Origin of the sequence: Massiliimalia timonensis, from assembly GCF_900186585.1 — a bacterium.
Taxonomy (GTDB): Bacteria; Bacillota; Clostridia; order Oscillospirales; family Ruminococcaceae; genus Massiliimalia; species Massiliimalia timonensis.
In genome coordinates this window covers 947,858-960,961 of the sequence record NZ_FYDD01000003.1, presented here as the reverse complement: position 1 = coordinate 960,961, position 13,104 = coordinate 947,858, and the positions used below count along the sequence as shown (strand labels likewise).

Here is a 13,104-nt window from a genome sequence, read left to right as displayed (position 1 = left end):
AAAATGGCGATTTCCTTGCAATATAAAGGACTGAATGAAATCAACGGTTCTCTGGTCGTGCTGGACAATATTCCAGACGCTTCCTTTGACGAACTGGTAGAATTAAAGCTGGACAACGGCGCCACCCGCTTGGGGCGCGTTGTGGAAATCGAGGGGGAACGGGTAGTTGTCCAGATTTTTGAAGGGACCAATGAGCTTTCCCTAAACAACACGACTGCCCGTTTTACCGGAAAACCGATGGAATTGCCTTTGTCCAAGGAATTACTGGGCCGGATTTTTAACGGTGCCGGCAAACCGATCGACGGGCTGGGCGACATTTATCCGGACAGCTTTGCGGATATTAACGGTAAACCGATCAACCCAGTGTCACGAGTGTATCCGAGAAACTACATCCGGACGGGAATCTCTTCCATTGACGCGCTGATGACTCTGATCCGGGGGCAGAAGCTGCCGATCTTTTCCGATTCCGGTTTAAGCCACAACAAGCTGGCCGCCCAGCTGGTACGGCAGGCAAAAATTGCCGATGAGGCCGGGCAGGGATTTGGAATTGTATTTGCGGCAATGGGGGTCACCAATGACGTGGCGGATTACTTTAAGGCGCGTTTTGAGGAAAGTGGAGTACTGGAACGGGTCGTAATGTTTATGAACCTTTCTAATGACCCGATCATTGAGCGTATCCTGACGCCCCGCTGCGCGCTGACTGCTGCGGAGTATTTGGCGTTCCGGCACGATATGCATATTTTGGTGATCCTGACTGACATGACCTCTTACGCGGAAGCGGTGCGTGAGTTCTCCTCCTCCAAAGGGGAGATCCCGGGCAGAAAGGGGTATCCGGGGTACCTGTATTCCGATCTGGCCTCTTTGTACGAACGCGCGGGAGTCATTCAGGGAGCAAAGGGCTCGGTGACCCAGATCCCGATTTTGACCATGCCCAACGGCGACATCACCCATCCTATTCCCGATTTAACCGGGTACATTACCGAGGGGCAGATCGTTTTGGATAAAGCGCTTGCCCAGGCAGGTGTGTATCCGCCGGTTTCTGTACTGCCGTCGTTGTCCCGTCTGATGAAGGATGGCATTGGGGAAGGGTACACCCGGGCCGACCATCAATCGGTAGCGAACCAGTTGTTTGCCTGCTATGCAAAGGTGAGCGATGCCCGGGCGCTGGCTTCTGTTATTGGGGAGGAGGAACTTTCTCCAACAGATAAATCCTATCTGGAATTCGGGCGGCAGTTTGAACAGCACTTTATCAACCAAGGCGAAAACGAAGACCGTACCATTGACCAAACCTTGGATTTGGGATGGGATCTGCTTTGCTTGCTGCCGAAAGAAGAACTTGACCGGATCGATACGGAGCTTTTGTTCCAGTTCTATGATTCCAGCCGTTCTGAACGGTTCCGCAAACGGAAAAGATATTAAACCTTAGCAAGGAGGGCTTTGCATGGCAATGCCGGTATTCCCCACCAAGGGGAACCTGATCAATACCAAAAAGTCTTTGAGCTTGGCAAAGCTCGGCTATGACTTGATGGACCGGAAACGAAATATTTTGATCCGCGAGATGGTTTCCCTGGTGGATCAGGCAAAATCGATCCGCGGGGAGATCGAGGATACTTATGCCAAAGCTTACCGCGCTTTGCAGGCAGCCAATATCACTATGGGCGTAATTGATAACATCGCGGGCGGCATTGACGTGGAACATGGCGTGCATATCACCTACCGCAGTGTCATGGGGGTGGAAATCCCAAAAGTCACTTTGGAATCCACACTGCCTTCCAGAGCCTACGGCTTTATGGATACAAACTCCCAGTTTGACTTGGCGTACGCCAGCTTCCAGCGGGCAAAGGAACTAACGATCGTTTTGGCCGAGGTGGAAAACAGCGTATGCCGCCTTGCGAATGAGATCAAAAAGACACAGCGCCGTGCCAACGCGCTGCACAATATCATTATTCCGCAGTTTGAATCGACTATTAAAATGATCACGGATTCTTTGGAGGAAAAAGAACGCGAGGAGTTCAGCCGCTTAAAAGTGATCAAACGGCAAAAGGCAGGAAGATAAATGATGCAGGAAAGACAGGGGAAAAACCTGTCTTTTTTTGTTATATTGCGGGAATTTGAAAAGAAACTGTGAATAATGGCGAATTTTCTTGAATTTTTAGGATAAAAAGGTTAATATTAACATAGAATATATTATCTATGAATATCTAAAAATAAAGATTGCGGGAAGGGGAATGGCAGATGAGTTTAGCAAGAAAATACCAGTATGAAGAGATTGGGGAAATTAGGGAAGAACCGGTTACATTTCAAATGATGCTTTTAGAGCCGGAAGATTTGGTAGATGCAGTGAATATTGCTGAGCATCTGCGTAAGGGACGCTGTGTATTGATGAACACAGAAACAGTCAGCCCGGAGCTGGAACAGCGATTGCTTGATTTTTTGCGGGGCTTCGCTTATACCACGGGTAGTTCTATTGTCAGGGCTTCTTCAGAGATTATTTTTTTGGCGCCGTATGAAACCGGCTTAACTTATGAAGCTGAAAATAGTTTACGGGAAGGTTAAAACCAGTGACAATGTAATGAGAAAAAAATGACGTTTGTATTACAGTTTCCGAAAGAAGAATGACAATCCCGTTTTTTCATTGTAGTACCCATTTTCCTTTGGTATAATCAGAAGCATAAAAGAGAAACTTGTCGGAAAATGAGAGATGAAGATGATGAAAGTATTTGATTATCAAACGGACCGTGACCGGTTTTTGAGATACAACAGACGCCGGGAGATTATGGCTGTTGTGTGCGGTGTTATTTTAGCGGTGCTTTGTTTTGGGGTTTTGGTATTTGCATGGAAGTCTGGAATACATTTGGGAAAGACCCGTACCATCCAGCCCTTGAATGCGAAACCGGCAGTGCAGATCGCCAACTTCCGTTTTCAGGAGGAAAAAGTTCCTGAGGGGTATGGAATCGAATCGGTGATTAAATTTGAGAAAAATTATGTGCTTGGTATCCGATACCCGACTATGGAAGATGGGGATATGAAGACCCTGTTAAAGGAGGACACCGATCTTCTGGTATCTTCCATTCAGAAGGCTTTTCAGCAGGAGGACCGTGTAAAAACAACTGTTACGCTGGATTTTAATATTGTTCCCTGCGGCAGTCAATATATGACGGTGGTCTATCATATCATTCAAGAGTTTGAAGACGGCGCTCCGGCACAGGAACAGATCAGCACCTGTTTATATGATCTAAAGGCGAAAAAAAGTATTGATATCCAGGAAGTGTTTAAGGATTCTTATCCTAAATTTATGTCCCGGTTTGTCAGGGATTACTTTTCCAAACAAGAAGATTTGAAAGCTTTGACGGAAAATGAAGAATTTCAAGCTGCTTCAGACGCCGTTTGGAATGCTTACCAGAGAATCAGCTATGGGGAGGACAGTGTTACCGTATACTTTGACGCAGGCCAGTTGTTTGATGTTTCAAAAGGTGTTTTGCAGGTGTCAGTTCCCTATGAGGATTTGATCGGGTATATGAATTTGAATATTGCCGATTATCACAAGCCTTTTGTACCTGACCGGGAGATAGATAAAAAAAGGCCGATGGTTGCACTGACCTTTGATGACGGGCCTTATTCTCCGGTGGGGAACCGGATTTTAGACGCATTGGAAAAAGCCGACGGACGAGCCACCTTTTTCTATGTAGGGAACCGTATCAATGGGCAGACAGCCAAAGTGATTCAGCGCGCCTATGAAATGGGGTGCGAAATCTCCAGCCACACCTATGACCATCCAAATCTGACGAAACTGACGCCGGATCAGATTTCTGCCCAGTTGGATAGGACCGATGAAAGGCTGAAAAAATTTATTGGCGTGGGAGCTACCACAGTGCGTCCGCCGTTTGGCGCGGTGAACGACACAGTCAAACGATCGGTGGACAAGCCGATGGTAACTTGGTCTATTGATACACTGGACTGGAAAACCAAGAATAAGGACAGCATTGTCAAGGAGATCACCGATAAGGTAAAGGATGGAGATATTATCCTGATGCATGAACTTTATCCTACTACGGCTGAAGCATGTGAAGAAGTGATCCCACTGCTGCATGAACAGGGCTACCAGTTGGTGACGGTGCAGGAATTGATGTCTGCACGTGGGATTGAAATGAAGGATGGTTCTGTATATTACAGGGCTTCTAAAAAATGATAAAAAAGCTGTTTTGGCCGTCCGAGGCGATTGTGTTTCGGGCGGCCTTGTGTTATACTTAAAAAAAGTGTTCTTCGGAACTAATTCTCATTATTTTTTCAGGTGCGGGGGCCTTGAGCGGTCCGGTTTTTAGGAGTATCAGCAATATTTTGCAAAACTCGCCTTTGTTTCATAGCGGCATCCGGCTGCTCACCAATGATACCGCTTTAAGCGATCTATTGGGGAGGGCATGTCTCCTCTTTCATGGCGCCATGCTGTTGTTTACGGTACATGCGGGAAGCTTGATCGGGAGAAAAAGAGATAAAAGATTACGATAGGGAGGAAATGGTATGAAAGCGTTGTTTATTGGAGGAACCGGTACGATCAGTACTGAGGTGACAAAACTGTTTGTAAAACAGGGAGGAGAGCTTTGTGTCTTGAACCGGGGGACCCATAACGGGGATTTGCCTCAAGGAGTTCAGGTACTTATTGGTGACATCCATGATGAGGGAAGCATCCAAACGCTGTTGCAGGGACAGACGTTTGATGTGGTCGTTGATTTTATCGCTTTTACAGAGGAAGAGGTAGAGCGCGATTACCGGTTGTTTGCCGGAAAAACGAAACAGTATATTTTCATTAGCTCCGCATCGGCGTATCAAAAACCATGCCTGGGCACCCCTATTACAGAGAGTACCCCGTTATGCAATCCGTACTGGCAGTATTCCAGGGACAAGATCGCCTGTGAAGAATGCCTGATGAAGCATTACCGGGAGGATCATTTCCCGGTGACGATCGTCCGTCCCAGCCACACTTACGGAGAAAAATCATTGGTAGTAGAAAACTGGACAGTGATTGACCGTATGCGCAAAGGGAAGCCTGTCATTGTACAAGGGGATGGCACTACTTTTTGGACGTTGACACACAGCGCTGATTTTGCCAAAGGCTTTGTCGGGCTGATGGGGAACGTGCATACGGTCGGTCATGCAGTACATATTACATCGGATGAAGCGTTGACTTGGGATCAGATATACCAGATCATTGGAAATATCCTGCATGTAACACCTCAAATCGTCCATGTATCCAGTGATTTTTTGGCGGAAACATCCCCGAAATGGGACCTTCGCGGCGCGTTTGTGGGGGATAAGTCAAACAATATTATTTTGGATAACAGCAAAATAAAGGCGCTGGTTCCAGGTTTTTGCTGTACGATTCCTTTCTCGGAGGGCTATCGTGAGGTGGTGGCATATTATCTGGCGCATCCTGAAAAGCAGGTCGTTGATCCGGATTTTGACCGTTGGTGCGATCTTGTAATTGACGCACAGGAAAGGGCAAAACAGCAGGTAATTGCTGCGTTTCAGTAAGGTGGTAGGATATCAATGGTAATAGAAGTTCCCGGATATGAATATTTTGAAGCCCGTAATATTTTCAGCGGCAGTAAGGGTGATTTTAATTTTAAGATCCTTCCCGACGGAGAAGTGATGCGGGTGAAAACTTGGATGGGTCGTTTCTGCTTGGAAAAATCTGAAGTATGGCAGGAGCAGGAATTTCCGATTTCTAAAGATGGTTTTGAGTTGATGCGGAAATGGTTGGATACCGTCTATGCATCTATCTGAAAAAGTGCACTGGCAAAATTGCCAGTGCACTTTTTCATTTCTATATAGATAAAGAAAACGAAAAGAACGCTTTAAAAGACTCTTTCATAAGATAAGAAGGAAAGGAAAATTCCTTTTTCTCCCCTGCAATATTGAGTGAAAGGAAGAACGCGAGATGGATGAAAGGTTTAACAGAGAAAACTTCCAGCTCCAAAGCCTGCCTTTAGCGATGGCCTATGTACCATGGCAGAAATGGCAGGACATTTATTCCTCTGAGATCGGGTTACAGCGGGGCACAATTTTTGCACAGCTGGATAAGCCGTTCATTGGAGAGGAGGCTTGTGATGAATAGCCGGGCAATGCTTTTAAAGCGTTTACAGGTCTGTGATTTTGTGCTGACGGAGGTGGGGCTGTTTTTAGACACCCACCCAAATGATAAAGAGGCGCTGGCCTATTATCATAAGTACTTGGCTTTAAAACAGGAAACACAAACAGAGTTTACCCGAAGATTTGGCACGGTATCCAGATATGAACCAAAAAACAGCGACACATGGGACTGGGTAGATAATCCGTGGCCATGGGATAACAGTGAGGGCTAAGATATGTGGAGTTATGAGAAAAGGTTAGAATATCCGGTAGATATAAAAAATCCAAATCCGGCATTGGCAAAGGTGATCATTTCCCAGCTGGGAGGGCCGCACGGGGAATTAGGCGCTTCCATGAGATACCTACACCAACGCTATAGTATGCCTTACGGAGAGGTTCGCGGCACATTGACCGATGTTGGTACGGAAGAACTTGCACACATGGAAATAATTTCTGCAATTTTGTATCAACTTACTAAGGGAATGAGCATCAAAGAAATTAAAGACAGCGGTTTTGACACATATTTTGTGGATCATACGGCGGGGATCTACCCGCAATTCGCAAGCGGAACACCATTTTCAGCGGAAACATTTGCTTCTACCGGAGATGTCATAGCAGATTTATCGGAAGATCTGGCTGCGGAACAAAAGGCACGGCTTAGTTACGATAATATTTTAAGAATGGTGGACGATCCAGAAGTTCGCGACCCGATTAGGTTTTTGAGAGAGCGCGAAATCGTACACTTCCAGCGTTTTGGTGAAGCCTTGTCCCTTGTTAATGAAAAACTGGATTCGAAAAACTTTTATGCATTCAATCCGGCATTTGACTGCCAAAAGCCAAGACGGCGCCGTTAAAGAAAAGGGGAGCATCTTCCCCTTTTCTTTGCAGATCTACTGGAAAAGAGGGTATAAACGTGTTATAATGGACAAACAAGGGAGATGATAAAATGGAACGAAATGCATTGATTCAGACGACCATGGAAAATTTGCGCCGCAATAATATGACGGCGGTATATGTTGAAAACAAAGAAGAGCTAAAAAAGATATTGGCTGGGTACATAAATCAAGGCGATACAGTAACCTTTGGTGGTTCGATGACCTTGAAAGAAACCGGGACCTATGATTATCTGAAAGGGCTTGGGGAAAACGGGAAAATCGAATTTTTGGACCGCGATCTGGAAGGGGCGGATGTTCAGTGCATTTTCCGCCGCGCTTTTTGCAGTGACGTATATGTGACCAGCACCAATGCTTTAACTAAAAACGGTTGGCTTTATAATGTGGATGGAAACGGAAACCGCGTCGCGGCAATGATTTTTGGACCCAAAAGTGTTTTGGTGATCGTTGGAGTGAACAAAATCGTAGAAAGTAAAGAAGAAGCAGAAGAACGGGTCAAAAAGATCGCTGCTCCCAAAAATGCGCAGCGTCTTCATATGAATACTCCTTGTGCCAAGACAGGAGTATGTATGGAATGTATGTCGGAAGACCGGATTTGCTGTTCCTATACCTTTTTGGGAAAGCAGCGCGTAAAGGACCGCATTAAAGTTATTATTATCGGCGAGGAATATGGCTATTAAGGACCAAATATCCCCATCAAATTTTTGATGGGGATATTTGGTAAATAAAAAAAGTAATGCCTACAGTCCAACATCAGCAGTGTAAGAACAACTATAAACAAACGGAAAAGGCGATTCCTAAACAAGATCAAAAGCGTTTCATAAAGTGTAGAAAGAAAATTATTTTTTATCTTGAGAGTTCAGTAAAAGGTCGATATAGTCCATAGCCTTATTACGGTTTTCAGGGGTAAGTTGGTTCATTAACTTTTCTATTTTTTTCAAATCTTCGCTGGATTCATCAGCGGGGATATTTTTTTGTTTCTGGCCCAAGAGGTAATCTACAGAAACATGGAAATAATCAGCGATTTTTTGAAGCTTATCTGATTTTGGAGAACTCCTGCCTTTTTTCCAGTCAGTGAGCGTAGCAGTGGAGATACCAGTGTCTTTTGACACACGGTATGCGGTAATCCCTCGTTCCTTTAAAAGTTTTTCAAATATTTCGTACATTTTTTTACACCTCTTTTGTGCAAGGATACAAAATGATATTTATTTCGGAAAATCGAGATAAATCAATTAACTATTTTAAAAAATCATAATACAATGTATTCGTGGCTAGGAAAACCGATAGTTTCGTATTTTCACTGTAATAACTCGGTAATCTTAGTGTATCACAAACCCTTTGGAAATACAACGAAAAAGATAGGGTATTTTTTCCCAATGTACATGAAAAATAGCGGTATTCTGGGCTGAGAAATATTAGAATACGTGCAGAAATGGAAGGGGGAATATAATTGGGAATTATTAGAAATAGCTATTTTGTTCCAGAGTATAAGTATAGATGAGAAGAAAAAAGCAGGAGCTTTTTATCATTAGCGCCTGCTTTTTTCTGTCACTGAGGGGTTATTGATTTTCACCTTCATCTACGATCTTTTCCAAGACTTTGATCAGGTCAGTTAGAGAATTTAGGGTAACATCACGGGAAAGGATCTCCTGTTTTAGTTCTTCGGACAGGGATTCAAACTGTGATTTGATTTTTGGGCCGATAGTTGACATGGATTTACACCTCTTTTTTACCGTTAACATTCCCAAAATATAGAAAAATATCCCTAAACGCCTTTTATTTTACCTAAAATGATTCATTACACCGCAAGACTGAGATATAAGCTAGGCTATGATAATGAACCGTTTACCGGGTTTGTTTTCTGGAAAATTGCCTGATATTTGGAAAACTTGTATTTACAGTAAGGCCTTATCCTAAAAGAAACAAATAGGAAAGGCGTGATAGATTGTAAACTCATACAGGGAAAACAACAAGTTACGGTTTATAGAGCAAAAATCTATAATAGAATATCTGGATGCTATGAATAAAAAAACACCGACTGCTAAAGCAGGCGGTGCTTTTTAATGTGTTTTCCAGAGAGAAAAGCATAAACTTGGCTATCCGTGAATATAGATGAACTAAATCGTAATGGAAATGAAAGGGTTGGGGAAAAATGGATTATCAGATCAGTACCGAAGAAATGAAGATCAATGAACAGATCGCCAATATGATGGCAGAACAGAGTATTGAACTTGATTATATGCTTCCAGATTATTGTCCTGAGATATTTAAGGTTTTGCGTGCGCAGATGAAACCGAATATCATCTCGGAGCGGATCTCCGGGAATAAACTGGTGATCGACGGAGTAGCAGATATTACAGTGATTTACTTGGGCGGAGAGAATTATAGACTCAACCGTATTGAGCAGAAACAAACCTTTACCAAAACGGTGGAGCTAGGAGAAGACTGTGACGGCTGCTTTGTTTCGATCCGGGCAAACTGTGAAAATTTCAGCTGCCGGGCACAAAATTCGCGACGGTTGGAGATCAAAGGGAATATTGGGCTGGGGATCGTGATCTATCGTAACAAAACAGTTTGCGCAGTATGTGGATGCCCGCAGCTGCAAATCCACCATAAGCCGCTTCAGGTATGCGACAAAAAATTCTTTGTCAGCAAGGAATTTGCGATCCGGGAAGAGCTTCAAGTAGGATCCGGTAAGCCGCCGATCAAAGAGATCATTGATTACAATGCAGACGCATTTTTCCATGACTATAAATTATTGGCCAACAAGGTGATCTGCAAGGGAGAACTGCAGCTGCGTACCATTTATCTGAGCGAGCAGAGCTCTGCGCCGGAAATTTTGGAGCACAGCATTCCCTTAAGCCAGATCATGGACTGCGAAGGAGTTGATGAGGATTATATCTGCACCTGTCGGTTTGAGGTGGTAAAATATGATTTGGATTTACAGGTCGACCAAGAGGGCAACTGCGCCGCCTTTTCTGTAGAGATCGGCGTAAGGGTATACTGCGAAGCCGCAGTGAACCACGAAATGATGGCGGTTGACGACTGTTATTCTACATCTTATGAAGTGGAAACGGAATCGGATACTTGTACCGTTGAAATGCTGACAGGAGAACTCAAGCACAGGGAGATTTGGAAATACCCCTTTAAGATGAATCAGGGCGCTTTAAGTGTGATCTATGATATCCGCTGCCATGCGGCAAATATCAGCTATCAAACAGACCAGGGAAAGATCATGCTGATGTGCAATTTGCAGGTTGGGATTTTGGCGGCGGATCAGGAGAATATCCCGGTATGGACCGAACAGTTCCTGCCCTGTGAGATCGCTCTGGATGAAGCGGTTCCGGATGCGGCGCTGTCCTTTATCCCGCAGGTAACGGTACGGTCTGCCGATTACCATATGCTATCCGCCGAGGAGATCGAGCTGCGGGCTGAATTAGAGGTCACTGGTCTGTTATATACAAGGAAAACAGTACAGCTGATCACCTCTGTTACCCCGCAGGAGGATATGCCGAAAACAAGGGCTGACGACGCGGCTCTGCGGATCTATTTTGCAGATGCAGGGGAAAGCCTATGGGAGATCGCAAAGCGGTATAATACTTCCGTAGCAGCGATCCTGGAACAGAATGACATGGAGAAGGAAACCTTGAGTTCCTCTGAAATGGTCTTTATTCCAATTATTGACTAATCTAGAAAGGATTTCTGAATCAAGAGAAAAGTGGTGCGAGTATGATGGAAAGTACGATTTATCAGGATATTGCCCAACGGACGCAGGGGGATGTCTATTTAGCAGTAGTGGGCCCGGTCAGAAGCGGGAAATCGACCTTCATTAAAAAGTTTATGGAAACCCTGGTCATTCCCCATATTGACAGTGAATACCGCAGAGAACGCGCGATCGACGAGCTTCCTCAGTCAGCAGCGGGGAAGACGATCATGACGACTGAACCAAAATTTATTCCGGAAGAGGCTGTCAACATTGAGATCGATCAAAATGCGCGGATCAATGTCCGGCTGGTGGATTGTGTTGGCTATATTGTTCCAAGTTCTTTGGGATATATCGAAAATGAGATGCCGCGTATGGTAGTCACCCCGTGGTTCGAAGAAGAAGTGCCGTTTAATATGGCGGCTGAGGTTGGGACCCGCAAGGTGATCACAGAGCATTCTACCGTTGGAGTCGTTGTCACGACCGATGGAAGTATCAGTGATATTCCCCGTGATGAATACGCCGAGGTAGAAGAGCGGGTCATTTCGGAACTAAGGGAGCTGAACAAACCGTTTGTGGTTCTGCTCAACTGTATGAACCCGCAGTCGGCGAAATCCCAGGAACTGGCGCAGAGTATGCGTCAGCAATACGGTGTGCCAGTACTCCCAATGAGCTGTATTGATCTAACTGAAGCTGACATCAGGGATTTGATCCGTCAGATCCTGTTCCAATTCCCGGTCAAGGAGATCTCATTCTCCATGCCGAAATGGGTAAACACCTTAGCAAACGATCACTGGCTGAAAGCAGACCTGTTCCAGAATATCCGGGAAGCTGTCAAGCGTATTAAGACGATTGATGACATCAACGGGGTAGCTACACAGATCCAAAGCTGTGAATCGGTTACTGCATCGCGGGTAGAAGTGATTGATTTAGGAGTTGGCGCCGCAAATGTTTCGATTCGTTTAAAAGAATCGCTGTTCTACCGTGTTCTACAGGAGGAAACCGGGCTTGCAATCTCTGGGGAATCGGAATTGATGCCGATGCTGCGGGAACTTGCCTCGATCCGCCGGGAGTACGAAAAGTTTAAAGGCGCTTTGGAAGAGGTGGAAGCCACCGGCTATGGCATCGTTATGCCGACCATGGATCAGCTTTCGCTGGAAGAGCCGGAGATCATCAAGCAGGGCGGACGTTACGGCGTGCGGCTTAAGGCAAACGCACCGTCGATCCATTTAATGAAAGCGAATATCACCGCAGAAGTAAACCCTATCGTAGGGACCGAGAGCCAGTCTGAGGACCTAGTAAGCTACCTGTTACAGGAGTTTGAGGAAAGCCCGCAAAAGATCTGGGACTCCAATATCTTTGGGAAGTCGCTCCATGAACTGGTAAATGAGGGACTGCATACAAAACTGTACCGTATGCCGCCGGATGCGCGGCTGAAGATGCAGGAAACGATCGAGCGCATCATCAATGATGGATGCAGCGGTTTGATCTGTATTATTTTATAACCTCCAAATAAAACAGACATCTTCCCGGCCACACTCCGGGAAGATGTCTGTTTATTATCTAAGCCATATAAGAATGTATTATTTAGAAAGTACTGGCTACATTCAACACTACGTCAATTCTAGTTGAAATAGGGCGCACATTTCATGGAACAAAGTTGTTTCAAAACAATAGAACTAAAAATTTTTTAAGATTTTTGCCGGAAAGAATCATTTTTGAGATATGTTCCGAATCACTTTACACGGGTTTCCAACAGCCAAGCTGTTTTCAGGAATATCTTTGGTAACAACGCTACCCGCACCGATGGTAACTCCCGGCAGGATCAATGCGCCGGCACAAATCCATACATTGTCACCGATCGTGACCGGGCGGGCATATTCGAGCCCCTCTAAACGCTGCTTTACATCCATTGCATGTTCTTCTGTGATAATGCAGACATTCGGGGCGATAAACACGTGATCCCCGATCGTTATTTTTCCGCTGTCCAGGAGCTTGCAGTCAACGTTGAGAAAAAAATCCTCTCCCACAGAGATGTTGTACCCGTATGTACAAAAAATGGTTGTTTTATGATGCAGTTTTTCCCTGTTTTGCCCGATATTTCGCGCGTGGCACGCCGATATGCATCACAGTCTAACGGGTTCATTTGATTATATTGAAATAGTTTTTTGCTGTGACCTCACGATCTGCGACAAGCTCCGGATCTACGGGCTGATATAATAATTCAGCGTATGATTTTTCCCGTTCTGTCATAATGATCTGCCCTACCTTTTGGAGATAAATGCAAAAAGAGGATAACATAAAATGTTATCCTCTTTGGGTTTACGCTACAAAAAAGATACCCGCTGAAAATGAGAATTCCGGCTTCAGAAGAGATTCGTT

The 13,104-nt window shown here is 45.0% G+C and carries 15 protein-coding genes; 12 read left to right on the top strand and 3 right to left on the bottom strand.

Annotated elements, in window-relative coordinates:
• Positions 1-9 precede the first annotated feature (9 nt).
• The 10 genes from CIB36_RS06710 to CIB36_RS06665 all read left to right on the top strand — a co-directional run bounded on the left by CIB36_RS06710 (position 10) and on the right by CIB36_RS06665 (position 7,699).
• A complete protein-coding gene (locus CIB36_RS06710) occupies positions 10-1,419 on the top strand; it encodes a V-type ATP synthase subunit B (RefSeq protein WP_093989019.1) in 1,410 nt (469 codons plus the stop codon).
• Between the two features lie 22 nt (positions 1,420-1,441).
• On the top strand, positions 1,442-2,056 hold the full coding sequence (locus CIB36_RS06705; RefSeq protein WP_093988743.1) for a V-type ATP synthase subunit D: 615 nt from the start codon (positions 1,442-1,444) through the stop codon (positions 2,054-2,056).
• 179 nt (positions 2,057-2,235) lie between these two features.
• Complete coding sequence (locus tag CIB36_RS06700; RefSeq protein ID WP_093988742.1) at positions 2,236-2,556, top strand: cell division protein SepF; 321 nt, start codon at positions 2,236-2,238, stop codon at positions 2,554-2,556.
• A 151-nt stretch (positions 2,557-2,707) separates the two neighbouring features.
• On the top strand, positions 2,708-4,189 hold the full coding sequence (locus tag CIB36_RS06695; protein ID WP_158662608.1) for a polysaccharide deacetylase family protein: 1,482 nt from the start codon (positions 2,708-2,710) through the stop codon (positions 4,187-4,189).
• A gap of 329 nt (positions 4,190-4,518) precedes the next feature.
• The gene (locus CIB36_RS06690; RefSeq protein WP_093988740.1) at positions 4,519-5,529 is read left to right on the top strand and encodes an SDR family oxidoreductase; all 1,011 of its coding nucleotides are present in this window, start codon (positions 4,519-4,521) and stop codon (positions 5,527-5,529) included.
• A 15-nt stretch (positions 5,530-5,544) separates the two neighbouring features.
• Positions 5,545-5,781, top strand: coding sequence for a hypothetical protein (locus CIB36_RS06685; protein ID WP_093988739.1), 237 nt, complete (start codon positions 5,545-5,547; stop codon positions 5,779-5,781).
• 154 nt (positions 5,782-5,935) lie between these two features.
• Positions 5,936-6,112 (top strand): spore coat associated protein CotJA, encoded by a 177-nt coding sequence (locus CIB36_RS06680; protein ID WP_093988738.1) that lies wholly within the window; start codon positions 5,936-5,938, stop codon positions 6,110-6,112.
• Positions 6,105-6,359 carry a spore coat protein CotJB gene (locus CIB36_RS06675; RefSeq protein ID WP_158662607.1) on the top strand — a complete coding sequence of 85 codons (255 nt, stop codon included), beginning with the start codon at positions 6,105-6,107 and terminating at the stop codon, positions 6,357-6,359. The genes CIB36_RS06680 and CIB36_RS06675 overlap by 8 nt, the downstream gene beginning before the upstream one ends.
• 3 nt (positions 6,360-6,362) lie before the next feature.
• Entirely contained in the window at positions 6,363-6,980 is a 618-nt protein-coding gene (locus tag CIB36_RS06670) for a manganese catalase family protein (RefSeq protein ID WP_093988736.1), read from the top strand.
• Between the two features lie 92 nt (positions 6,981-7,072).
• A complete protein-coding gene (locus CIB36_RS06665) occupies positions 7,073-7,699 on the top strand; it encodes a lactate utilization protein (protein ID WP_093988735.1) in 627 nt (208 codons plus the stop codon).
• A 159-nt stretch (positions 7,700-7,858) separates the two neighbouring features.
• On the opposite strand, the gene CIB36_RS06660 is transcribed toward CIB36_RS06665, so the two are convergent.
• Together CIB36_RS06660 and CIB36_RS13435 are read right to left on the bottom strand one after the other, a co-directional pair.
• Positions 7,859-8,185: a helix-turn-helix domain-containing protein gene (locus CIB36_RS06660; protein WP_093988734.1), complete on the bottom strand. Its 327-nt coding sequence runs from the start codon at positions 8,183-8,185 to the stop codon at positions 7,859-7,861.
• Between the two features lie 393 nt (positions 8,186-8,578).
• Complete coding sequence (locus CIB36_RS13435) at positions 8,579-8,731, bottom strand: hypothetical protein (protein ID WP_178085808.1); 153 nt, start codon at positions 8,729-8,731, stop codon at positions 8,579-8,581.
• 440 nt (positions 8,732-9,171) lie between these two features.
• Between CIB36_RS13435 and CIB36_RS06655 the strand changes: the two genes are divergently transcribed.
• Positions 9,172-10,707 carry a DUF3794 and LysM peptidoglycan-binding domain-containing protein gene (locus tag CIB36_RS06655; protein ID WP_093988733.1) on the top strand — a complete coding sequence of 512 codons (1,536 nt, stop codon included), beginning with the start codon at positions 9,172-9,174 and terminating at the stop codon, positions 10,705-10,707.
• A gap of 44 nt (positions 10,708-10,751) precedes the next feature.
• Positions 10,752-12,227, top strand: coding sequence for a stage IV sporulation protein A (gene spoIVA / locus CIB36_RS06650; RefSeq protein ID WP_093989018.1), 1,476 nt, complete (start codon positions 10,752-10,754; stop codon positions 12,225-12,227).
• A 207-nt stretch (positions 12,228-12,434) separates the two neighbouring features.
• On the opposite strand, the gene CIB36_RS13505 is transcribed toward spoIVA, so the two are convergent.
• On the bottom strand, positions 12,435-12,752 hold the full coding sequence (locus CIB36_RS13505; protein WP_229408208.1) for a sugar O-acetyltransferase: 318 nt from the start codon (positions 12,750-12,752) through the stop codon (positions 12,435-12,437).
• Between the last annotated feature and the right edge of the window lie 352 nt (positions 12,753-13,104).

Coding starts and splice junctions, on each gene's coding strand:
- CIB36_RS06690 (WP_093988740.1), top strand. CDS start 4,519: ATGAAAGCGTTGTTTATTGGAGGAACCGGTACGATCAGTACTGAGGTG.
- CIB36_RS06685 (WP_093988739.1), top strand. CDS start 5,545: ATGGTAATAGAAGTTCCCGGATATGAATATTTTGAAGCCCGTAATATT.
- CIB36_RS06675 (WP_158662607.1), top strand. CDS start 6,105: ATGAATAGCCGGGCAATGCTTTTAAAGCGTTTACAGGTCTGTGATTTT.
- CIB36_RS06700 (WP_093988742.1), top strand. CDS start 2,236: ATGAGTTTAGCAAGAAAATACCAGTATGAAGAGATTGGGGAAATTAGG.
- CIB36_RS06680 (WP_093988738.1), top strand. CDS start 5,936: ATGGATGAAAGGTTTAACAGAGAAAACTTCCAGCTCCAAAGCCTGCCT.
- CIB36_RS06665 (WP_093988735.1), top strand. CDS start 7,073: ATGGAACGAAATGCATTGATTCAGACGACCATGGAAAATTTGCGCCGC.
- CIB36_RS06695 (WP_158662608.1), top strand. CDS start 2,708: ATGATGAAAGTATTTGATTATCAAACGGACCGTGACCGGTTTTTGAGA.
- CIB36_RS06660 (WP_093988734.1), bottom strand. CDS start 8,185: ATGTACGAAATATTTGAAAAACTTTTAAAGGAACGAGGGATTACCGCA.
- CIB36_RS06705 (WP_093988743.1), top strand. CDS start 1,442: ATGGCAATGCCGGTATTCCCCACCAAGGGGAACCTGATCAATACCAAA.
- CIB36_RS13435 (WP_178085808.1), bottom strand. CDS start 8,731: ATGTCAACTATCGGCCCAAAAATCAAATCACAGTTTGAATCCCTGTCC.
- spoIVA (WP_093989018.1), top strand. CDS start 10,752: ATGGAAAGTACGATTTATCAGGATATTGCCCAACGGACGCAGGGGGAT.
- CIB36_RS06670 (WP_093988736.1), top strand. CDS start 6,363: ATGTGGAGTTATGAGAAAAGGTTAGAATATCCGGTAGATATAAAAAAT.
- CIB36_RS06655 (WP_093988733.1), top strand. CDS start 9,172: ATGGATTATCAGATCAGTACCGAAGAAATGAAGATCAATGAACAGATC.